Genomic DNA, 23,882 nt, shown 5'->3' on the forward strand with positions numbered 1-23,882 from the left:
GTTTATAAAGTTTTACTGTTGTCTTCCGGAGTATAATCCATAAAGAGATCCCCGTCCAGCTTTACAGATTTTACTTTTTTCTTAATCGGAATCACAAGATCAGTTAATTTTTGATCTTTTTCCCAGACAGACGGTGAAAAATGTAATTTCTCCGTAGTTCCGTCTTCATAAGATAATACTGTATCAAACGGAATAGCAAACCCACCTACATTTGCTACATTCACTGTAAGCAAATCATTCATTTGAGATGCACCTGCAACCTTTAAATCAATATAATTATTGGTATAAAACCAATTCTGAAAAAACCAGTTCAGATTTTTCCCGGAACCTGTGTTCATAGAGTTGAAGTAATCCCATGGCACCGGATGTTTTCCATTCCATTTGTCCATATAATGATGTAATGCTTTTTTGAATAATTCATCACCCAGATAATCCTTTAATGCAAGATAAGACAGTGATGATTTTACATACGAATTGTTTCCGTATCCGGAACCACTTACCTGCGTACTCATTGTAATAATTGGCTGATCCTGTTCTGCTGAAGGATCATTGATCCATTTTTTTACACGGAAGTTTTTATAAAAATCTTTAGCTTTTTCTTCACCATTTTCATCAATTCCAATCAAATATTCTAAGGTAGTTGCCCATCCTTCATCCATAAAGGCATATCTCGTTTCATTAATCCCCATATAGAAAGGGAAGTAAGTATGTGCAATTTCATGATCTGCAGTAAGTCTGGCATCCTGAAGGTCATCCGGAATACTGGTATCATTAATCATCATCGGATATTCCATATCTGCATACCCTTGAATTGCCGTCATTACATTATAGGGATATTCTACTCCTGGCCATTTTTTGGAAAACCAATCCAGGTTATAACGCATCCAGTCTACATAATGTTCAAAATCTTTCGCTCCTGCTTTATATCCCGCCTGAACACTTGCTCTTTTGGTTTTCAGCTGAACACTTGCTGCATCCCATACATAATGGTTACTCAATGCAAAACAGAAATCTGTAATGTGATTGGCTTTAAATTTCCACACATTCCACTTATTCTGCTGGGTAACTTTTCCGGACTTCATCTCCTGTTCTGTAGCAATATGCATCAGCTTATCACTTTTCAAGGAAGCTTTATATCTTTTTAAATATTCAGGTTGAAGAACCGCTTCTGGATTCAGGAAATCTCCGGTTGCCCATACTACATAGTTCTTTGGCGCTGTAATGGCAAAGCTATAATCATTAAAGTCATTGTAAAACTCCTGCCTGTCTGAGTGTGGAAGCATATCCCATCCGTTATAATCATCATACACAGAAATTCTAGGAAAAGAATAAGCTACATAGAATGTTTCAGGATCAATCTGCCCTTCTCTTCCACTCTGTACAGAAAGGGGATACTCCCATTCAATCTTAACCTCAGCTTTTGACTTTGATTTTAAAGATGATTTTAATTTTATTTTTTCAACAGTTCCCCAATCATCACTATTGATATCGTATTTTTCACCATTTACAATAAATGATTTGATCTTAAGCCCTGCAGACAGAAAATCTTTAGAAACGGATCCTGATCTTGGAGACTGCGGCTTGTGCAGATTATTTACAAATCTTATGGCTAATTCATTGAGATTATCCGGACTGTTATTGGTATAAACAATCGTTTCTTTTCCTGAAACAGTCTTTGTATTAGCATCTACTTTTACTTCAACATTATAAATTCCTTTATTTTGCCAGTAGTTCTTGCCCGGTGCTCCAGAAATATCTCGGGTTCCTCTTTCATAAGCTCTCTTAATATTTCTCGGCATATACAATTCCTGAGCAGAAAGTTGAAATAATGAAACAACTACCAGCATTCCGGAAAAAATTCTCTTCATAATAATCTCTTTTTTAGATAAGTATCAAAAATAGCGAAAATGTAACATCAAGCGAGAATTTCTTTTATGATAAAGTTTTATGGTAATTGGTTTTTAATTTAAAATATTCTAAAAAGCTAGAAGCCAGAAGATGGAAGTCATCAACAACAGCTACTTTCTCTTTTTTAAGGCAATTTAATTGTATAGTGACTATAAAGACGATAACTAAAATAGCTTCCAGCCCTCAATCTTAGTTTCCCTAACCCAAACTCAGGTTAAAGCCTGTCCTGTTCAGATGCTTTTCTAATTGTTTTGGCATTCTTTACGGATTGGTTTCCAAAATTATATTTCAACGACAATGTGAACCCTTGAGTATCTGCATAATCCAGAAAATAATTATCCTGATTGGCATACTTGGTAACGATCTTTTGACGTGTGGTTCTGAAGATATCATTCACAATAAATGCAGCCTCCAGTTTTTTATTGAAAAACTTTCTATTCATCACGAAATAGGCAGACCAACTACTGGAAATTCTGAAAGGGCCCTGTACTTCCGGAGAATTATAATGATGTCCCAACTCCATTTTCCAATCATTATTTTTATCCAAAGTAAAGCTGGTAGAAATATTGGATCTCAAATTCCATACTTTATTTTCGTGCAACATTCCATCCACTCCGTTGAAATAATTTTCATTGCGCTCCAGATTTTCAGAGAGAACAACATTCCACCAAGGCTTTATTTGAAAATTTTTATACAGACTGAACCCAAATGCCTGTCCTTTTTCAATATTCGTAAAATGATAAACTACATTATTGGCTTCTGGTACCTGATACGATATTTCCATAGAAGGATATAATTCTTTACGGTAATACAGATCCAGATTCCAATCTTTCCAGGAATAGGTAAGATTAAGATTATGAATAATAGTAGCTTTTAATTGAGGATCTCCCTGAAAGTAAGAAAACAAATTATAATAAGATTTTGCCGGGTTCAGCCATGAGTAAGAAGGCCTGCTGATTCTTTTCCCATAAGAAAACCCAAATTCATGTTTATTTTCTGTGGTATACTGAGCGTAAAAGGTTGGAAAGAAATTCCAGTAATTATTTTTATTACGGTTATAAGGCTCCGAAACAATTCCTTCAAGGTCTGTCATTTCAGCACGAAGACCTCCTTTAAAATTCCATTTCCCTATATTATAAGATAAGGAAGAATATAGAGCGAAATTATATTCTTTATATTCAAAAATACTGCTTTTTTCAGGTCTGAATTCCATGAATCCATTTTCATTATCAGAGAAGTCAAGCTTGCTGTTTGTTTTTACAAAGCTATATTTTGCCCCGGATTCTACTTCCAGCTTTTCCCCTTTCCATTGATAATCCAATTGGGTGGAATACAACTGAACATCAGCCTCATTCTGAGTCAGAAAATGATCTTTTCTTGGAAGCTGACCTACAAAATCCAGATCAGTAGTTACATTCTGGTATTTACTGGAATTATTACCGGTAAAATAATTGATCCAGGATAAATTGCTTTTTTTATTCAGTTTTCGATCTATCTGAAAACTTACTGAATTATTAATGGAACTTGATTCATGATCATTCAGCGTTCTATAATGAGATTCTACAATATCCTGACTGTTATAAATTAATGTAGGCACATCGTATACTCCATAGGACTTTGGAGAAAAAAAACCTGAATAGTTGAGGCTTAAGCTGGTTAAACTGTCCAGCTCATATTCCACATTAAAATTCAGGGTATTCTGGTTAATGTTTTTATCCTTCCTATTCATTGTGCTTATCCATATAGTCTCACTTTCGGGATAACGGACATAATCGGATCCTTCCCGGAAATAAGTTCCCATCCCTTTATAATAGCTTGCCATAATGGAGAGCTTATCCTTCTTATAATATTGCGACAGTCCGAAAACTGCTTTTGCATACTGTGTTTGAACATATTTTGAAGACAGAATTCCACGATAGCCTTCAATCTTATTCTTTTTCATGACGATATTTAGCACGGCACTTCCCGAAGCTTCATATTTTGCCGGTGGATTGGTAATTACTTCTATAGATTTCACCTCGTCTCCTTGTGTATTTTCCAAAAGATTTTTAAGTTCATCACCGGTCAGCATTACTTTTTTATCATTAATTGTAACCAGAATTCCTGTACTTCCTTTCACGATTAGCATATTATTATTTACCGTAACACTGGGTGTATTCTTTAAGATTTCCCATGCATTGAGTGATGAAATATTACTATTTTCCACATTGAACTCCAGACGATCTACCTTTCTTGTCACCAGTGGTTTCCGTTTGGTCATCACAACTCCTTCTATTTCCTGGAATTCCTTTCTGAGAATAATTTGTAAAGCTTCAGGTTTTTCCAGATTAAGATTCTTTTCAAATAAAAAATATCCATCGTTCTTCACCACAAGCCTTACATTTTGTTCTTTAATACCTTCAAGAGTGAAACTTCCACCACCATCGGTTTTTAACTCTTTAATTAATTCATTTCTGAAATTATACAGAGCAACATTTACTGCTGAAAGTTTTTCATTTTCGGTATTCATTACCGTTCCTGCAATTTTTTGTTTTTGAGCCAGCATCATCATGGGAAGACACAGAAAAAGAAGAGTTTTGTTCATGATTACATTTTTAAAAATGATATAAAACAGGACTATACCTTATTTTTACAGGGCAAAATTCCATATTGAGCAGGAGAATTTCGGTTAACGAAAGGTTAATGATGGGTTAACGTCTGTTTTGCTTAAAAAATGGAAAAGCCTGAATCGGATCATTCAGGCTTTTAAAGTCAATAGGAATTATTTTTTATGGATAAGGAATTGCTTTATCCAGTTCTATCGGGTTATAATATTTTTTTATATTCACCTGTGTCTGTTTGGTTAGCCCTGCAAATTCTTCTTTACTTTTGATTTGCTTACCTTCAATTCGGACATTCCAATCCGGTTGAAACTCTGTTCTCATTCTCGCATAGGGATCGTTATAAAACTCAAGATTTAGTTTTATCCATTTCTTAAAACTAATAGTGATGGGATCCAATGAATAATGTTTTTCGAGAAAACCTTTTGTATCATATGTCTTTGGTAGATTAACATTCCGCGAGAAAGAATAGATAAAGTCTTTTTTATCATCTTCCACATACAAAACCAATCCTGGCAACCCTCTGAATTTATAAGGACCTTCAGGAATATTAATATTCGGAGTAAACCAAGCGGTCCAGTTTCTTCCACCAAAGTTTGCCGTTGCTTTCTGCAGATTATAGTTATTGATTTTTTTAGTTTCTGTCTCTATTTTCCACTGAATATTATCCTCTGTTTCAAAAACATAATAATAAGGCATCATCCTGATTTGAAAATAATTTTTATTTTTATTAGAGTTCCTTTTCCGAATGATCGTTTGTTCTGAGAGGCTGGTATGTTGGGATGACATCCCACCATGAAGGATATTCAGAGAATCATTTACCAGAAATTCAAGTTCATAGAATTTTACTTCTTCCGGGTTAATATCCAGTACCATTTCTTCTTTATCATAAGTTGCATCATGAGGATCCGGTCTGTATTGAAGCTCATAGATGAACCGATAGGTCTGCGCATTCGTAATGATCCCCATCAGTATCACAAAAAAGGCAATCTGTTTTTTCATAAAAATAGTCTATTAATCTTTTAAAATTAAGAAAAACCATATAAATTATAAGGTTAATGAAAGGTTAATGATAAAAATTCGATTTCAGTGAAATACTAAAGTTTTATCTTTGTTTCGATGATATCTAATAACAAAAACCTGATTTATATTTTTACCATACTATTCCTCTTTCTGCTGGGAATTCAGGTTTATTTTATGTATAAAACCTATCAGGTTAAAGAAAGGGAAATATACAGATCCGTAGATAAGGGTATCTCAGTCTATACCGATCAGGTGGTGAATAATCATTCTGCTAAAGATTCAAAAGACGATTCTCTGCAAAAGAATATTATCAGATACTATAACAAAAATCTCAGTAAACAGGATTTTTTAAAATATTTGGTAAATGAAAAAAAACATTCTGGTAAGAATTTAACAGCTTACATCAATGAGCGCCGAAAAAAAGACGGATATATCATCTGTGTAAGAATTCAATATATTCAGCTTCTCCACCTTCCGGACAGTATCAAACTGATACAACAACCGGTTATCTTTTATGAAACAAAAGATAAGGTTAGAAAACCAGCTATTACCAGCATCGGAACATGGAGAACATCCTCTACTCAAGAAACAACAGGGAAAAATGCTATTAATGGAATGGATTCATTTCATGTTGATACCCAAACAGAAATTGAAATTGAAAATATAAAAAGTCTTGTTTTCAGAGAGATTATTCTATTAATTATCTGCTGTATCATCTTGCTTGCAAGTGTTCTTCTATTGTATATTTTCACTGTCAAGAACCTCATCAAACAACAAAAACAGGTAGAAGTTCTCCACACTGTTGTGGATAACATTTCACATGAGTTTAAAACCCCAATAGCCACCTTAAAAATAGCATCCAAAACGTTGAAAAAAGGCTGGAATCCAGACACTCTTCCATTAATTGACCGACAAATTACAAGACTGGAAAGCCTGATGTTACAGCTTCACAAGGATGAAACACCGGAGGAAATGACCTCTATACAACCTGAAAATTGGGACTTCTTTGTTCAGGATCTGGCCTTCACTTATCCGAAGATAGAGTTTAAGTTTGAAAACACAATTTCCAGACAGCTTCCTTTTGATAAAAACCTTATGGAAACGGTGGTAAAGAATCTCTGTGAAAACAGTATAAAATACGGAGCTTCCGTTGTAACAGTTAATACCAGTAATTCTGCTCAACATCTGAAAATTGAAGTTTCTGATAACGGTCAAGGTATGGAAAGTAAAGAACTGAAGAACATTTTTGAAAAGTTCTACAGAATACAAGCTAATAATATTCATAACAGCAAAGGGCTTGGGCTTGGGCTGTATTTTGTAAAGGAAATCATTACATCCTATCACGGCAAGGTTGATGTTTCCAGCCAACCCGGCACTGGAAGTACTTTTAAAATAACCATTCCTTATGAAGACTAAAATTCTACTGGCAGAAGACGACTCCGATTTCGGAACCATCCTTAAACAATATCTTGAACTGGAAGATTTTGACGTCAGCTGGTTCCAAAATCCTGAAGATATCATCCCATTTCTTTCTACTGATTTTTCTTTTCAGATGGGTATTTTGGATGTTATGATGCCTAATATTGACGGTTTCTCTCTTGCTAAAATAATACTAAAAGAGAAAAATGACTTTCCGCTTTTATTTTTAACGGCAAAGAACCAGAAAATTGACCGATTAACCGGATTAAAAATAGGGGCTGACGACTATATTGCCAAACCATGTGATCCTGAAGAACTGGTATTGAGAATAAGAAACATTCTGAAAAGAACCATACCACCCATTACAGAGTCTCAGGTGAAAATAGGGGAATACTCTTTGGACACTCAAAAACTTCTGCTATCCCACCCCAACGGTACTGTACGCATGACTGTTCGTGAGCAGGAACTGCTCTTGTACCTTCTGAAGCATAATCACTCCACCATTACAAGGAATAATATTCTGGATAACCTGTGGGAAACCAATGATTATTTTACAGGAAGAAGCCTTGATGTATTTATCAGCAGACTGCGCAAGTATTTTAGTAATGATCCGGAAATAAAAATCCAATCCCTCAGAGGAATTGGATTTGAAATTAATTTTCCAACCAATTAGCTTTTAAAAAGAAAGCTTCACCATAACCGGAAAATGATCCGACGGATATAGAAGGTTCTCTCTTCTATCATTAATGTGGCGGTGAGATCTTATTTTAAAGTCTTTTGTAAAGATATAATCGATTCTTTCTTTAGGGATTTCATTAATATTAAAAGCCGTAAAGGTTCCTACAGGACCATAATGCTTCGTTTCCGAATGATAAAAAGTATCCTTCATATTTTGTGAAAGAATTTTAACCGGTTCTGTATCCTCTGTAAGATTAAAATCTCCACTTACTGTTACCGGCAGATTTTTAGGATTAAGTTCTTTGATCTTTTTCAAAATAAGTTCTGAAGACTTTACTCTGGCTACATTTCCGATATGATCGAAATGAAGATTCATCGCTAGGAATTCCTTTTTTGATTTTTTATCTTTAAAAACAGCATAGGTACAGATTCTGTTCAATGCTGCATCCCAACCTTTTGAAGGTTTTTCAGGAGTTTCAGATAACCAGAACGTCCCTGATTTCACCACTTCCAGCCTTTGGGTATCATAAAAAATAGCAGAGAATTCTCCTTTTTCTTTACCATCATCTCTTCCTACTCCAATATAATCATAATTCTTCAATTCATTTTTAATATCCTTCATCTGCTCCGGAAGCGCTTCCTGAACACCAAAATAGTCAGGATGATAATAGGTTAATAAACCCGCAACATCCTGTTTTCTTTCTGGCCATGCATTTTCCTTATCTGAAGCAACATTCAGTCTGATATTAAAACTCATTACGGTAAGGTCCTGCGAAAATCCCCATACAAAAAGTACCAGGAACATCATTGAAAATCTGAAATTCATAATTATTTTATCAATTTGAGACAAAAATAAGACTTCTCCATGATAGAGAAGTCTTATTTGTATCACAATAATGTTAAATTAACTTCAATTTGAGGTAAGAATTACCGGTGGTTTGAAGCCAGGAGCTGGAAGTTCTGAAATTCATAAACAATAATTATTTTCTCTTGTATGGCAATTTAATTGTATAATGGAGTGGTTCTTATAACTAAAAGAACTTCCAGCCTCTTTCTTCCAGCTTCCAGCCTTTAATTTCCTTAACCTAAGTTTAAGTTAAAATATACTTTTCAAAATTACAGGGATTATAATACCAAACTGTTATTATTCAGATTAACATCAGGTATCTGGTAATCAGGATCTAGCTTAACCTCTGTTATTTCTTTATTAGAATCCACTTTGAAAGTCCATTCGGTATTTCGCTTCCAGACTTCAATAGGTATTTTGACATTTTTGGATGTTCCGTCCTTAAATTTCAATTGAACAATCGTAGGCATTGGTAATTGTCCGATATTTTCAACAGTGATCTGAGCACCTTTTTTAAAGTCTCCATCAATGTATTTAGCACTCTTCACTGCCTGATCTATTTTCCATTTATTGAAAAACCATCCTCTCCAGAACCAGGTTAATTCTTCTCCAGAAACATTCTCCATAGTATGAAAGAAATCCCACGGAGTAGGATGTTTGAAGGCCCAGCGATCTATATACATCCTGAAAGCTTTATCAAATTTTTCAGGACCTAAAATGGATTCTCTTAAAATAGATAATCCGGCACCCGGTTTATAATAAGCCAAAGCAGCAATACTTCTTTCCTTCATATTATCCGGGCCCACCATAATAGGCTCCAGATTATCATTCATAAAAAAGTTCCCAGCTTGTCCCAGACTCTTTTTTCTGTAATACTCTCTTTTATTAAATGCCTCTGTTGAAATTTCGTTGATAAATGTATTAAATCCTTCATCCATCCAGGCAAATAATCGCTCATTAGAACCTACGATCATAGGAAACCAGTTGTGCCCAAACTCATGATCTGTAACACCCCAAAGTTCCTCTCCTTTCGAATCCATATGACAGAAAACAATTCCCGGATATTCCATTCCACCTTCATTTCCAGCTACATTGGTTGCTGCAGGATATGTGTAGCCATACCATTTACTGGAATAATGTTCTATGGCTGCTTTAGTATACTCTGTAGATCTGCCCCATGCTTTTTCACCTGCACTTTCTACAGGATAAGCAGAAATAGCCAATGATTTTTTGCCATTGGGAAGATTTATTCTCGCTGCATCCAAAATAAAACCGGCAGATGATGCCCATGCAAAATCCCGGGCTTGTGTAATTTTAAACTTCCAGGTCTTTGTTCCTATAGATTTATTTTTACCCATTTCAGATTCCGGACGAATCATTACTGTTTTATCACTGTTTCTGGCCTGGTTCCATCTGTTTGTTTCTTCTTTAGTGTATACTTCATTTTCATTCAAAAGTTCTCCTGACGCTACGACATAATGGTTGGCCGGCACCGTAATATTGGCCGTAATATCTCCATATTCCAGATAAAATTCAGACGCTCCTACATACGGAAGCGTATTCCATCCCATTACATCATCATACACACACATTCTCGGATACCATTGTGCCATGGTAAAGATTTTACCATTCTTTGTATCCTGTATTCCCATTCTGTCTGATCCATATTCCGGTGAAATAAAAGAATACTCAATAGCAATTTTTGCAACTCCTCCTCTTGCTTTAAGTTCACCAGGAAGATCAATCTGCATTCTTGTATCTGTAATGGTATATCTTACCTCTTTACCATCAATTTTTACAGCTTTAATGGTGTATCCCCCTTCAAAACTTTCTCCATGAGCTCCGTTTCTGCTTCCTGACAAAGGAACAACGGCATTTCCACGGGAATCTTTCGCAAACAGGTTTTGGTCAAGCTGTAACCATAGGAAGCTAAGCTTATCAGGGCTATTATTCGTGTATTTAATTTCAGCAGTACCTGTAATCTCTTTTTTACTTTCATTCAAGCTGATATTCAAATGATAATCTGCTGCATTTTGCCAATAGGCATGTCCCGGTTGTCCGCTTGCAGAGCGGGTTTCCGTACCTGTCTGAGGATAGAAGAATGGTTTAAATGCTTCTATATAATCATACTTTGGTGTTTCCTGTGCTGATACAGTTCCTGAAAAAAAGAAAACCGTAATAGCTGAAACAAGAGTTGGAAGTTTTAAATTCATTTGAAAAATTATTTCTAATTAATGTATAGGTAAAAAAAATACCCGGAATTGTTACAAATCCGGGCATTTTTTTAAAATTAATTAAGTTAGTTTGATTTTTTTGCTTTAATCATTGCTTCCAACGCATCCCACATCTCACTTGGAATAGCTTCAAGCATGTTGAATTCTCCCGCTCCCTGCAGCCATTCTCCACCATCAATAGTTACTACTTCACCATTCATATAAGCAGAATAATCAGAAACAAGATAAGCCGCAAGATTTGCCAGCTCCTGATGTTCTCCTACTCTTCTTAAGGGAACTTTTTTCTTCATATCGAATTTTTCCTGCAGATCTCCCGGAAGAAGTCTGTCCCACGCCCCTTTTGTTGGGAAAGGTCCGGGAGCAATCGCATTGAAACGGATTCCATACTTTGCCCATTCTACGGCCAGTGATCTTGTCATTGCCAATACCCCGGCTTTTGCGCAGGCAGATGGAACAACATAAGCAGAGCCCGTCCATGCATAAGTGGTTACAATATTCAGAACAGTTCCAGGAGTTTTAGAATCTATCCAATGTTTTCCTACAGAAAGTGTACAGTTTTTTGTTCCTTTTAAAACAATGTCTAAAATAGAATCAAATGCAGAATGAGTCAGTTTTTCTGTTGGAGAAATAAAGTTCCCGGCTGCATTATTCAAAAGAATATCAATTTTTCCGAATTCTTTCAGTGTTGCTTCCTTCATCGCTTCCACCTCATCCCAATTTCTCACATCGCAAGCTACACAAAGCACTTTACCGCCTGTTTCTGCTTCCAGTTCCTTTGCAGTAGTCTGTAATTTTTCCAGATTTCTGGAAGTGATCACCACATTGGCTCCCAATTCAAGAAAATATTTGGTCATCGCTTTTCCAAGACCGCTTCCGCCACCTGTTACAATCGCTACTTTATCTTTTAGTGCACCTTCGCGCAACATCGGTTGTGTATATAGACTCATAAAATATTTTTTCTTAAAAATAATAAATATTAAAATGCAAAGTTTTAAAATACTTCGAGAAATGATGTTATAAATAGTTATTCTCTTCATCATTTTAAAAAACTGTGCAAATCATTATCCCCATTTAACAAAAAAACAACCCGACAATCAATGTGCGGGTTGTTCTCAATACATTTCTAAATAATAACTAGGAAACAACTACTCCTTTGAATGAAAGCGTTTTAGGGGCTTTACTGTCACTTGTTGTAACATTAACTGTTTTCATGAACATTCCCGGACTTGCCGCATTATAACTAGCTTCAACAAATCCTTTTTTTCCGGGAAGGATTGGTGTTTTTGTATAGTCTGCTGTTGTACAGCCACATGATGGTGCTACATTTTCTATTACAATCGGCTTTGAAGAGGTATTGGTAAATTCAAATCTGATCAATTTGGGCTTCCCCTGAGGGATGTTTCCCACGTCAATAGATTCGGACTTCCATTTAACAACGTCTGCTATTACTTTTACAACAGAAGTATTTTCAACAGGAAATATACCTGCATAAAAAGGAGAGCATGCTAAAACAGCTAAAAGAGCAGTAATTTTTAAATTTTTCATGAGTACAATTTTTTGTTAATAGTTAAAGAGTAACTTGGTAATGATCTTTTTGATATAGCAAATGTAAAGGTGATTAGTGATCCGGCTTGTTAACCGCTCTCAAACATTTGTTAATAAGTTGTTAATGACAAAAAATAAATAGATATTTTTGGATAATATTGCTTCTGAAAATGGAGATCAAGAAACTTAATATTATCATCACCCTTGGGTTTGTTGCTATCATCGGAATTTTGGTGGCACAACTTCTATGGACCCGCCAGGCATATAACCTTGAAGATAAAAAGTTTAATCAGACAGTCAATATCGCTTTGCTGGAAGTAGCGGAAAAATTATCCGGCGGAAAAACATCTTTTACTGAAAGTCCTGTACAGAATATTTCCAATGACTATTATGTGGTAAATATCAACAATGATTTTCATCCTGCAGTACTCGAACATTATTTAAAAACTGAATTCACCCGTTTTCAAATCAATACCAATTATGTGTATGCGCTCTATAATTGCCGTAGCGACAGAATGATCTATGGGAAATATATATCCACCCATCAGAAAAGTACCAATAATAAGGTAATAAAATTTCCGAAACATAAAAACCTTGTTTATTATTTTTCTATACGTTTTCCGGATAAAGCCACTTATCTGGTCAATTCATTACGCTTTTGGTATTTACTTACCTTTGCCCTTATAATCATTCTTCTGGTGTATGTATATTCCATATATACGATCATTCAACAGAAAAAGTTCTCCGAACTTCAAAGAGATTTTATCAATAATATGACCCATGAGTTCAAAACTCCGTTATCTTCCATACTTTTAGCCTCCGAAGCGCTTACCAAGCAGCAGCTAATAAAAGAAAACCCTAAGCTTAAGACTTACACTTCCATTATCAGTGATCAAAGCTATAAACTGAACAATCATATCGAAAAAATATTGAATATTGCTAAAAACGATGCTTCCGGATTATCATTGAAACTTCAAAGAATCGTTTTATTACCATTCATAACAGAAATTGCAGAAACGATTATGCAAAAGAATGAACATCTTACGATCCGGATAGAGATTGAAAATACAACGTCCATTATAGCAGATGAATTTCACTTCACCAATATCGTGTACAATATTCTTGACAATTCCATCAAGTATTGCGATACAACCCCAAACATTCTCATTTCGTACTCTAAAGATTCCAAAGGCTTATATTTAAAATTTAAAGATAATGGAATTGGGATTCCATCTAAAAACATTCCTCATATTTTTGATAAATTTTATAGGGTAAATACTCAAAAAAGTGATGAGGTAAACGGTTTTGGACTAGGATTGTTCTATGTAAAAAAGATCGTTCAGCAGCATAACTGGAAAATTTCTGTTGAAAACAATACTGATAAAGGAATTACTATTACTTTATTTTTACCCTTTTAAATTTATAATATGCAAGCCATGGAAAAGTCTAAAATTTTGTATGCAGAAGATGATGAAACAATAGCGTTCCTTATTCAGGATAGCCTGGAAAGCTATTATAATATCTCTTGCTATCCTGATGGAAGATCCGCATTGGAAGCATTCGATACACAAAGCTTTGACATTTGCCTTTTAGACATCATGATGCCCGGAGTCAACGGATTTGAACTCGCTCAATACATCCGTGATAAGAATACCGAAATCCCTATTATTTTCATTTCCGCCAAAGCATTAAAAGAAGATAGAATTAAAGGGTTGAAAATAGGTGCAGATGATTACCTGGTAAAGCCCTTCAGTATTGAAGAACTAATTCTGAAAATTGAAGTTTTTCTAAAACGGACAAGAAAAACGAGTATCCATCCCTCCAAATACAAAGTGGGGAACTATGATTTTGATCCTAAAAATTACACTTTACAAAACGCCCTCGATACCATTACTCTTACTCAAAGAGAGTCTGAGCTTCTACACTATTTCATCCGTCACAAAAATACCGTTGTGAAAAGGCAGGACATTTTGAAGGCAATCTGGGGAGATGATGATTATTTTATGGGAAGAAGTCTGGATGTATTTATTTCAAGATTGAGAAAGGTATTTGTGAATGAGGAAAATATCATGATCGAAAATCTACACGGAATAGGGTTTCGGTTCTCTGAAAAATAAAATGGTCTATAAATTTAAACGAAAGTGCTTTATTCTTTGGTTTTTAATTAATTTTATCTGTTAATAATCTATTCGCTTATGAGAAATCCGGGGACTTCTATTTTTGTTGCATTGCTGTTTTTCAGTCTATATAGTAAAGCTCAAAAATTTGAAAAACTGTATCAATATGTAAATCCACTCATCGGAACTGAAAAAATGGGACACACCTACCCTGGTGCTACCGTTCCCTTTGGAGCCATTCAATTAAGCCCTGAAACCGATACTGTCTCTTATGAACTTAATGGAAAATACAATGGTGAAGTTTACAAATACTGTGCGGGTTACCGCTATGAAGACAAAACCATCACAGGATTTAGTTCTACGCATTTCAGCGGTACAGGACACTCTGATCTCGGAGATTTTCTGATAATGCCTACTGTGGGGAAACTTCAGCTTAATCCCGGAACAGCTTCCAACCCTGAAAACGGGTATAGAAGCAGGTTTTCACATCAGAACGAAAAAGCAGAAGCCGGATACTATCAGGTAAAACTTGACGATCATAATATTTTGGCGGAATTAACAGCTACTCCTAGAGTTGGGGTTCATCGATATACCTTCCCTAAATCTGACCAGTCTCATATTATTTTAGATCTGATGGCCGGAATTTACAATTATGATGGGAAAAATGTATGGACCTACGCTCGTGTGGAAAATGACAACACGATCACCGGTTACAGGCAAACCAATGGGTGGGCAAGAACCAGAACTGTTTATTTTGCGATGAAGTTTTCAAAACCATTCAAATCCTATGGCCAGAAAAGTTATGATGAAAAGCAAGCATACAAAGGATTTTGGAGAAAATTTGACCAGACTAAAAACCTTCCGGAAATAGCAGGAAAGAACCTGAAAATGTATTTTGATTTTGATACGAATGAAAATGAAGCTATTGAAATAAAACTTGCCATTTCTCCCGTAAGTCAGGCCAACGCATTGGAAAATCTTGAAAAAGAAACCGGAAGTCTGTCTTTTAACCAGATCAAAGCAAAAGCACAGGAAGACTGGAACAAAGAATTACATAAAATCGTCATTAAAGGTTCGGATACCCAAAAGACCAATTTTTATACTGCGATGTATCATACATTCATCAACCCCACAATCTATATGGATGTAAACGGAGAATATAAAGGACTGGATCAGAATATACACAAAGCTGAGAACTTCACCAACTATACTACATTTTCTCTTTGGGATACCTATCGGGCACTTCATCCGTTTTTTAATATTATCCAGCCTAAACGGAATAATGATATGGTGAGATCAATGATGGCTCATTATAATCAATTTTCCATGAAAATGCTACCCATCTGGTCACATTATGCCAATGATAACTGGTGCATGAGTGGCTATCATAGCGTAAGTGTAGTTGCAGATGCTATTATCAAAGGGAATTATGATGGTGATCCGAAAGAAGCTCTTAAAGCCTGTGTGGAAACAGCCAATAAAAGAGATTATGAAGGTATCGGACAATATATTGACTTAGGTTATATTCCTGCTGAAAAAAATGGAACTTCAGTTTCCAATACCCTGGAATACGCCTATGACGATTGGGCTATTGCTCAATTAGCAAAGCATTTAGGAGAAACTGAAATCTATAATCAATTCATCAATCGCTCTGGAAACTGGAAGAATAATTTTGATAAATCTATTGGATTTATGCGCCCGCGCCTGGCTGATGGAAGCTTCAAAAAAGATTTTGATGTATTAAGTACCCACGGACAGGGTTTCATTGAAGGAAACTCATGGAACTATAGTTTTTTTGTTCCGCACAATCCTGATGAACTGATCACAATGATGGGTGGAAAAAAGAAATTTGCGTCAAAACTGGATGAGCTGTTCTCTATGCATTTATCCGATGCTTTTTTCGCAGATACTGAAGATATTACCAGAGAAGGAATTATTGGTGGGTATGTTCACGGAAACGAACCGGCACACCATGTCACTTATCTTTATAACTGGGCAGGCCAACCCTGGAAAACCCAATCACAGATTCGTCATATTCTTGAAATGCAATACAAAGCAACTCCTGATGGATTAGGAGGAAATGACGATGCGGGACAAATGAGTGCATGGTATATTTTAAGTTCATTAGGTTTTTATCCGGTAGCTCCCGGTTCGGAAAATTACGCTATCGGAAGCCCAGCCATTGATAATGCAATTTTAAATTTAGAAAACGGAAAAACTTTTGAAATTGAAGCCATCAATCAAAGTTCACAAAATGTATATGTACAAAAGATTCTTTTAAATGGAAAAGAGATTAAGAACTTTACGTTAAAGCATGCTGAAATTATGAATGGTGGAAAACTTACTTTTTATATGGGGAATAAAGCTAAAAAATAGGCTTTCTCAGAATTTTAAATAATCTCTCGCAGATTAAGCAGATGGCTGTGTTTTAAAATCTGCGTAATCTGTGTGATCTGCGAGAAATAAAATATTACATAGCATTGCCCCAATCACAATATTAATATGTTTTGGCTAAAGCCAATGGAATACTTGAAATAAAAAAGCGAGCTAAGGCCCGCTTCTATTGAATTTTATAATAGTCTTACTCTTTCACTTCAAAAAGCAATCTCTCTCCAAACTTCTCCTCAGCAATTTTTCCATTGTCATAAACAAGGTGTCCATTTACAAAGGTGTGGGTAACTTTAGAATGCAAGTTCATTCCTTCCAATGGACTCCAGCCACATTTATATAGTAAATTATCTTTGGATACCGTCCAGTCTGCATTTAAATCTACTAAAACAAGGTCTGCTTTATATCCTTCTTTTACAAACCCCCTCTTCTCTACTCTGAAAAGAATAGCTGGATTATGAGACATTTTCTCAACAATTTTCTCAAGAGAGATTTTACCATTTTTATAATTCTCCAACATCACTACTAATGAATGCTGAACCAATGGCGCTCCCGACGGACATTTTGTATATACATTATCTTTTTCTTCCGCAGTATGAGGTGCATGATCTGTTGCAATAACATCAATTCTGTCATCCAACAATGCCTCCCAAAGCGCATCTTTATCCTTTTGGGTTTTCACAGCCGGATTCCATTTGATCAAACCTCCTTTGGTATCATAATCTTCATTGGTAAAAGTAAGATGATGAACACATACCTCTGCCGTAATCTTTTTATCTTTTAATGGGATATCATTTCTGAATAACTCCATTTCCTTAGCGGTTGAAAGGTGGAAAACGTGAAGTCTTGCTCCGGTTTTCTGTGCTAGTTCAATAGCTTTCGAAGAAGATTTGTAGCAAGCCTCCTCACTTCTGATTAAATGATGGAACTTCACAGGAATATCTTCTCCATATTCATTCATATACTTTTGAGTATTGGCTCTGATGGTAGCTTCATCTTCACAATGAACAGCGATTAGCATTTTTGTATTGCTGAAAATATTTTCCAGGGTCTCTGGATTATCTACCAACATATTTCCTGTAGATGATCCCAAGAACAATTTAATTCCCGGAACATTTCTCGGATTTGTTTTTAACACTTCCTCAAGGTTATCATTGGTTCCTCCCATCATAAAACCATAGTTGGCATATGCTTTTTGAGAAGCTATTTCATATTTATCAGCTAATAACTCCTGAGTAACAGCATTAGGAACAGTATTAGGTTGATCGATAAAGCTGGTCACCCCACCAGCAATTGCTGATCTTGACTCGGTTTCAATATCTCCTTTATGGGTAAGGCCCGGCTCACGGAAATGCACCTGGTCATCAATCACACCCGGAAGAAGGTATTGTCCGGAACCATCAATGATCTGATCTGCATCTTCAGAAATACCGGAAGCTATTTTAGAAATCAGGTCATTTTCTATTAAGATATCGCTTTCAAAGATTTTACCTTCGTTCACGATATTCACATTTTTGATTAGGGTCTTCATTTTACTTTTTAGAAATTTAGATTAGAAATCAGAGAGTAAAAAAAGGTCAGTTGCCAATTAGGGCTGATGAATAAATACAATTATTAATTGATAACATCTTGCTTTTAAATTCTCTAAAAAGCAAAATTAAGGTTTATGAATGAATTTTAATACCACTGGTAATAAATCAATTTCTAAATATTTACATTTGCATAAAATTTTTCGAATTGTATAAGAAATTACTAGGTCAAACTGCGGTATATGGACTAAGTTCTGTATTAGTCAGAATTTTCCCATTTATTATTGCCCCAATCGTCACCTCTTTTTTTGGACCTGCAGCCTCATCTCCGTTTGTAGACTGGTATTCTATTGCTGGTGTAATTACAGTATTACTTACTCACGGTATGGAAACTTCTTTCTTTCGTTTTGCACAAGAAGAAAACATTGACAAGAAAACATTAATTTCAACATGTTCGGTAAGTATTATCAGTATAGGTCTTATTTATCTCATTTTAGGATATGTTTTCCGATATCAGCTGGCACAGGCTTTTGAAACTCCAGATCAGGTAAACTTTCTGGTCATCTTTTTGTTCATTCTTTCATTGGATGCTTTTGCCACTATTCCATCAGCAATTCTAAGACTTCAGGGCAAACCTTTTAAATATATGCTTTCAAAAGTAGCAGGTTCATCCATCTATTTTTTATTGGTATTATTTTTTATAAAATGGCTTCCCAAACACCCTGAAGGAATATTGGGTTTAAAATACAATCCTGATTTCGGTATCGGATATGTTTTTGTGGCAAACCTTATACAAAGTATCATTACTCTTTTAATTGTTGGAAAAGAATTCTTCAGTTTCAGTTTTTCAAAATTTGATTTCAACTTATGGAAAAGAATCATGAATTATTCATGGCCGGTTATGATTGCCGGACTGGCAGGTATTGTAAACCAGACTTTAGACAGACAGTTTTTGAAATATTTACTTCCTGAAGAAGAAGCTCGTCACCAGATTGGTGTATATGGTGCTGTATATAAAATTGCAACCTTCATTACCGTTTTCAGACAGGCTTATCAACTGGGTATTGAACCCTATTTCTTCTCAAGTTTTAAAAATAAAGACTCCCATAAAACCTATGCTGTATTAATGGATATATTTGTCATTTGCAGCTGTATAATTTATATGGGTCTTATGGTAAACCTTCAGTGGATATCAGAGAAATACCTGGGGAATCCTCTTTATTATGAAGGGATTAAAATTATTCCTTTTGTGATGCTTGGCGCTTTATTCTTAGGAATTTATCTTAATCTTTCCATATGGTATAAGCTTTCAGATCAGACAAGAGTTGGATTATACATATCAATTATCGGAGCATGTATTACTATTTTAATTAACTTCCTGTTCATTCCTCAATATGGATATTGGGCAAGTGCCATGGCGGCTTTAATAACCTTTACCTCCATGATGGTTATTTCCTACATCTGGGGCCAGAAACAATATCCTATTCATTATAATACAGGGAAAATAGTAATGTATCTGGCATTCACCATTACTTTTTCCTTACTCTCTTTTTATGAGTTCAGAACCAACTACCTGGTAGGAAATCTATTTCTTATCTTGTTCTTGTGCCTTGTAGCCTTTAAAGAAAAAGCTATAATATCCAAAGTTCTTAAAAAGACTTAGAAATTGGTCCTTCTTTTGATGACTATTAAGCTTTAAAAAACTAAACAAACTGCTAAATGTGATAAGTATTACTTTTTGGAAATGCTTTAATTATTATATTTAGTCCAAAATACATTACATTTAAACAAAAAACATCGTTATACCATCTATGAAAATTATTGTTCCAATGGCTGGACGTGGTTCCAGATTACGCCCACATACATTAACAGTTCCAAAACCACTTATTCCTATCGCTGGGAAACCTATCGTACAGAGATTAGTGGAAGATATCGCTAAAGTTGCAGGAGAAAATATTGAAGAAGTAGCTTTTATCATCGGAGACTTTGGTTCTGAGATTGAAAAATCGTTAATTCAGATTGCCGAAAAACTGGGAGCAAAAGGAAGCATATATTATCAGAACGACCCTCTTGGAACTGCTCATGCCATCAAATGCGCTGAACAGTCAATGACAGGAGATGTGGTTATTGCTTTTGCCGATACTCTTTTCCGCGCAGATTTCCAACTGGATAAAAATTCCGATGGAGTAATCTGGGTAAAAAGTGTAGAAGATCCATCCGCATTCGGAGTGGTAAAGCTTGATAACTATGGATTCATTACTGATTTCGTTGAAAAACCTAAAACCTTTGTATCAGATCTTGCCATTATTGGTATTTACTACTTCAACAGCGCTGAAAAACTGATGGAAGAAATCAACTATATCATGGATAATGATATTAAAAATGGCGGAGAATATCAATTGACTACAGCCCTGGAAAACTTAAGATCAAAAGGAGCTAAATTCACACTGGGAAAAGTAAACGACTGGATGGACTGCGGTAACAAAAATGCTACAGTAGAAACCAACAGTAAGATTCTTGCCTACGAAACAGCTGAAATGGCTAACTATCCTGCATCTGCAGTGATTGAAAATTCATTAATCATTCCACCATGTTTCATTGGAGAAAATGTAAAAATTTCCAACTCTAAAGTAGGACCTGGAGTTTCGTTAGGAAACAACACCACTGTTGTAAATTCTAATATTGAAAACTCTCTAGTTCAGGAAAATACAAGAATCAACCACGGAAATCTTTCCAATTCTATGATTGGTAATTCTGCTCAGTATTTTGGAGTAGCAAGAGAAATTTCTCTGGGAGATTATTCAGTGTTAGATTTTCTTTCCAAATAAATGAGATTAGAAACTCTTTAACTTAAATAAGATAAAACCAAACCACACAGAATGTTTTGTGTGGTTTGGCGTTAATATTGCACCGTGTTTTTTTAACCGAAAAAAGATAAATACATGAAAAATTGGATCCCACTTCTTTTATTGCTTCTTGCTTTATCCTCCTGTAAAACCCGTAATGCTGTAAAAAGTAATACAGGTAATACTCAGGACAGTATCAAAACAGCTGAAGATAACAGAAATCCAAAAGACGTAAACCAACCGGTGAGAGATAAACTTACCTTTTACGAACATGTATTGATCCCACCAAAATTTGAACAAATTAAGATAGACAGTAAAGTTCGTGTAGAAACAGGGAGTTTCATACCTACATTAGATGCTACGGTTTATATTGAAAATGATAAAAAAGTTTGGATGAACCTTAGAGCTCTTTTTCTGAATGTAGCCAGAGGGATTGCAACTCCGGATGGAATAAAAGGGCAGGATAAAACCAGCAAAACTTATATTGATTCAGATTTTGATTATCTTAATAATCTGCTGAATGTTAATTTTATTGATTATAAAGCACTGGAGAAAATCCTGCTGGGAAGAACTTTTGTAAAGATTAACGATTCTCAGTTTACACTCACTCAAAATGCACAGGGCTATAAAATGGTTTCTAATATAAACCAGAAAATTGTAACCGATGAAAAAAACAGAGAGTACAAAATTGAGCTTCAATATGACACCAATTATGATTTGCTGAGTGTCAATCTAAAAGACGTTTTATCTCCCGATGAGTTAGAAATATCTTACAGTGACTGGAATGAATACAATGGAATTCGCCTTCCGCAAAATGTTAAAATAATTATAAAAGGTTCAAAATCTAGTCAAATTTTACTGGAAAATACGAAATTTGACTTTTCGAGGATGGAAACACCTTATTCTGTACCATCCAGTTATAAGAAAATTGAGATTAAATGATTAAAAAATTTAGCTTTTTAATAGGTGTTCTTATGTTTGGACTGCACCAGGGACAGCAGAACAAAGAACAACTGCAGAAGCAGAATGCCGAACTTAAAAAACAAATTGCACAAATAAATACGGATTTAGCTAAAACAAGAAGCGAATCTAAACTTTCCATAGCCTACCTTACCAACGTTAATCAAAAGTTAGTCTTAAGAGAAAAGGTCTATAATAATACTCAAAAAGAAAAGAGATTTATTGAAGATGACATCTATCTGAAGCAGCTTGAAATTAACCGTCAGAATAAGGAATTGGCAGTTCTGAGAAAGAATTATGCTGAAGTCTTGGTAAATGCCTATAAAAATAAAGGGGTACAGAATAAAGTAACCTTCATTCTTTCTTCTAAAAATTTGGGTGAAGGTATTCGAAGAGTACAGTATTTAAAACAGTATTCAGATTATCAGGATAAAAAAGCTGCTGAAATTACAAATGCTGCTAACCAAATCAAAAAAACCATTACGCAAAGACAAAACTCTGTAAAAGAGAAAGAGAATCTTCTGGTAAACCAACAGAAGGATTTAGCAACAATTAATGCGGAAAGGGCTCAAAAAGAGCAACTGGTAGCTGATTTTAAAAAGAACGAAGTAAAACTTACTGGTGAACTGAAACAAAAACAAGTTCAGTCCAAAGCTCTTGAAGGACAGATCAGAGCAATTATTGCTGAAGAGATCAGAATCGCAAAAGCGGAAGAAGAAGCCAGAAGAAAAGCAGAAGCCGAAAAAATACGTTTAGCAAAACTTGCTGCGGAAAGAGAAAAAGCAAGAATTGAAGCGGAAGCTAAGGCAAGAGCGGAAGCTTTGGAAAGAGAAAGAAGAATTGCTGAAGCGGAAGCTAAAAAAGCAGCTGAATTAGCAGCAAGAAGAGCTGAGGAAGAAAGAAAGCGTAATGAAGAAGCAGCAAGAGCGGAAGCCAATGCAAAAGATGAAGCAAGAAAAATAGCGGCTAAAAAAGCATCTGATGAGGCAGCAGCCAAATCTAGAGAAGCTGCAAATAAACTAGCTGCAGCCAGAGCTGCAGAATTGGCCCTAGCCAAGAGAAAAGAAGAAGACAAAAAAGCGGCAGAATCTAAGGCTATGACAAGCTATGGAGTTACTACCTCCGCAGGAAGCAGTTTTGCCGAAAACAGAGGAAGATTAGGATATCCTACAGACAAAGCCGGACGAATTACTCACCGTTTCGGAAGACAGCCACACCCTGTGTTTAAAAATATTACAGAAGAAAATAATGGTATCAAGCTTTCTGTGCCATCAGGTACCCGTGCAAAATCTGTATATCCGGGATCTGTATCTTCAGTACTGGCTAACAATGATGGTACAAAGACTGTAATCATTAAACACGGAAGCTACTTTACCATTTATTCCAACTTAGGAAATGTAAGTGTTTCCAAAGGACAACAGGTATCTGCTGGAACTCCTGTAGGAACTGTCGCTCAGGATTTTGACGGTGCTTACACCCTTGATTTCCAAGTATGGAATGGAAGTACACCAGTTGATCCATTAGGTTGGATTTCATATTAAAAAAAGTGTAACTTTGCAAAAATTTTAAGAGATGAATACACTAACAATACTTGCCATATCTTGGCAGCATATCCTTATCGTAGCGATCGTTTTAGTATTGCTTTTTGGAGGAAAGAAAATTCCGGAACTAATGAGAGGAGTTGGTTCAGGAATCAAAGAATTTAAAGATGCGGTAAAAGAAGAAGACAAACCAGGTTCTGAAAACAAATCGTCTTCAACAAACAATAATTCTCCAAGTAACTAAAAT

18 protein-coding genes are annotated in these 23,882 nt (G+C 35.4%); 10 read left to right on the forward strand and 8 right to left on the reverse strand.

Translation table 11 applies throughout. The features are described 5' to 3' along the window. Nucleotides 1-2: 2 nt before the first annotated feature. The 3 genes from J2772_RS19460 to J2772_RS19470 all read right to left on the reverse strand — a co-directional run bounded on the left by J2772_RS19460 (nt 3) and on the right by J2772_RS19470 (nt 5,510). Entirely contained in the window at nt 3-1,868 is a 1,866-nt protein-coding gene (locus J2772_RS19460) for a M1 family metallopeptidase (RefSeq protein WP_209919638.1), read from the reverse strand. Between the two features lie 254 nt (nt 1,869-2,122). Then, nucleotides 2,123-4,492, reverse strand: coding sequence for an outer membrane beta-barrel family protein (locus J2772_RS19465; RefSeq protein ID WP_209919640.1), 2,370 nt, complete (start codon nt 4,490-4,492; stop codon nt 2,123-2,125). Between the two features lie 184 nt (nt 4,493-4,676). Then, complete coding sequence (locus tag J2772_RS19470; RefSeq protein ID WP_209919641.1) at nt 4,677-5,510, reverse strand: GLPGLI family protein; 834 nt, start codon at nt 5,508-5,510, stop codon at nt 4,677-4,679. A 117-nt stretch (nt 5,511-5,627) separates the two neighbouring features. On the opposite strand from J2772_RS19470, the gene J2772_RS19475 reads away from it, so the two are divergent. After that, the gene (locus J2772_RS19475; protein ID WP_209919643.1) at nt 5,628-6,947 is read left to right on the forward strand and encodes a sensor histidine kinase; all 1,320 of its coding nucleotides are present in this window, start codon (nt 5,628-5,630) and stop codon (nt 6,945-6,947) included. Next, nucleotides 6,937-7,623, forward strand: a complete 687-nt coding sequence (locus J2772_RS19480) for a response regulator transcription factor (RefSeq protein ID WP_209919645.1) — start codon at nt 6,937-6,939, stop codon at nt 7,621-7,623. The genes J2772_RS19475 and J2772_RS19480 overlap by 11 nt, the downstream gene beginning before the upstream one ends. Nucleotides 7,624-7,626: 3 nt before the next feature. Here J2772_RS19480 and J2772_RS19485 read toward each other — a convergent pair whose 3' ends face one another. The 4 genes from J2772_RS19485 to J2772_RS19500 all read right to left on the reverse strand — a co-directional run bounded on the left by J2772_RS19485 (nt 7,627) and on the right by J2772_RS19500 (nt 12,254). Then, nucleotides 7,627-8,454, reverse strand: coding sequence for an endonuclease/exonuclease/phosphatase family protein (locus J2772_RS19485; protein ID WP_209919647.1), 828 nt, complete (start codon nt 8,452-8,454; stop codon nt 7,627-7,629). Between the two features lie 299 nt (nt 8,455-8,753). Beyond that, nucleotides 8,754-10,688, reverse strand: a complete 1,935-nt coding sequence (locus J2772_RS19490; protein WP_209919648.1) for a M1 family metallopeptidase — start codon at nt 10,686-10,688, stop codon at nt 8,754-8,756. Between the two features lie 86 nt (nt 10,689-10,774). Further along, complete coding sequence (locus J2772_RS19495; protein WP_209919651.1) at nt 10,775-11,656, reverse strand: SDR family oxidoreductase; 882 nt, start codon at nt 11,654-11,656, stop codon at nt 10,775-10,777. Between the two features lie 187 nt (nt 11,657-11,843). Beyond that, nucleotides 11,844-12,254 (reverse strand): DUF1573 domain-containing protein, encoded by a 411-nt coding sequence (locus J2772_RS19500; RefSeq protein WP_209919653.1) that lies wholly within the window; start codon nt 12,252-12,254, stop codon nt 11,844-11,846. A 170-nt stretch (nt 12,255-12,424) separates the two neighbouring features. On the opposite strand from J2772_RS19500, the gene J2772_RS19505 reads away from it, so the two are divergent. The 3 genes from J2772_RS19505 to J2772_RS19515 all read left to right on the forward strand — a co-directional run bounded on the left by J2772_RS19505 (nt 12,425) and on the right by J2772_RS19515 (nt 16,747). Next, on the forward strand, nt 12,425-13,672 hold the full coding sequence (locus J2772_RS19505; protein WP_209919655.1) for a sensor histidine kinase: 1,248 nt from the start codon (nt 12,425-12,427) through the stop codon (nt 13,670-13,672). Between the two features lie 18 nt (nt 13,673-13,690). Beyond that, nucleotides 13,691-14,371 (forward strand): response regulator transcription factor, encoded by a 681-nt coding sequence (locus J2772_RS19510; protein ID WP_209919657.1) that lies wholly within the window; start codon nt 13,691-13,693, stop codon nt 14,369-14,371. A 78-nt stretch (nt 14,372-14,449) separates the two neighbouring features. After that, nucleotides 14,450-16,747, forward strand: a complete 2,298-nt coding sequence (locus tag J2772_RS19515) for a GH92 family glycosyl hydrolase (RefSeq protein WP_209919659.1) — start codon at nt 14,450-14,452, stop codon at nt 16,745-16,747. Between the two features lie 205 nt (nt 16,748-16,952). Here the strand turns inward: J2772_RS19515 and J2772_RS19520 are convergent, their stop codons facing one another. Further along, nucleotides 16,953-18,290, reverse strand: coding sequence for a dihydroorotase (locus tag J2772_RS19520; protein ID WP_209919660.1), 1,338 nt, complete (start codon nt 18,288-18,290; stop codon nt 16,953-16,955). Nucleotides 18,291-18,496: 206 nt separating this feature from the next. On the opposite strand from J2772_RS19520, the gene J2772_RS19525 reads away from it, so the two are divergent. The 5 genes from J2772_RS19525 to J2772_RS19545 all read left to right on the forward strand — a co-directional run bounded on the left by J2772_RS19525 (nt 18,497) and on the right by J2772_RS19545 (nt 23,879). Then, the gene (locus J2772_RS19525) at nt 18,497-19,951 is read left to right on the forward strand and encodes a lipopolysaccharide biosynthesis protein (protein WP_209919661.1); all 1,455 of its coding nucleotides are present in this window, start codon (nt 18,497-18,499) and stop codon (nt 19,949-19,951) included. A 148-nt stretch (nt 19,952-20,099) separates the two neighbouring features. Then, complete coding sequence (locus J2772_RS19530; protein WP_209919662.1) at nt 20,100-21,116, forward strand: sugar phosphate nucleotidyltransferase; 1,017 nt, start codon at nt 20,100-20,102, stop codon at nt 21,114-21,116. 114 nt (nt 21,117-21,230) lie between these two features. Beyond that, a complete protein-coding gene (locus J2772_RS19535; protein WP_209919663.1) occupies nt 21,231-22,076 on the forward strand; it encodes a DUF4292 domain-containing protein in 846 nt (281 codons plus the stop codon). Then, on the forward strand, nt 22,073-23,635 hold the full coding sequence (locus J2772_RS19540) for a murein hydrolase activator EnvC family protein (protein WP_209919664.1): 1,563 nt from the start codon (nt 22,073-22,075) through the stop codon (nt 23,633-23,635). The genes J2772_RS19535 and J2772_RS19540 overlap by 4 nt, the downstream gene beginning before the upstream one ends. Nucleotides 23,636-23,666: 31 nt before the next feature. After that, a complete protein-coding gene (locus J2772_RS19545) occupies nt 23,667-23,879 on the forward strand; it encodes a twin-arginine translocase TatA/TatE family subunit (protein WP_209919665.1) in 213 nt (70 codons plus the stop codon). Nucleotides 23,880-23,882 lie beyond the last annotated feature (3 nt).

It is taken from the genome of Chryseobacterium jejuense, assembly GCF_017877355.1.
Taxonomy (GTDB): domain Bacteria; phylum Bacteroidota; class Bacteroidia; order Flavobacteriales; family Weeksellaceae; genus Chryseobacterium; species Chryseobacterium jejuense_A.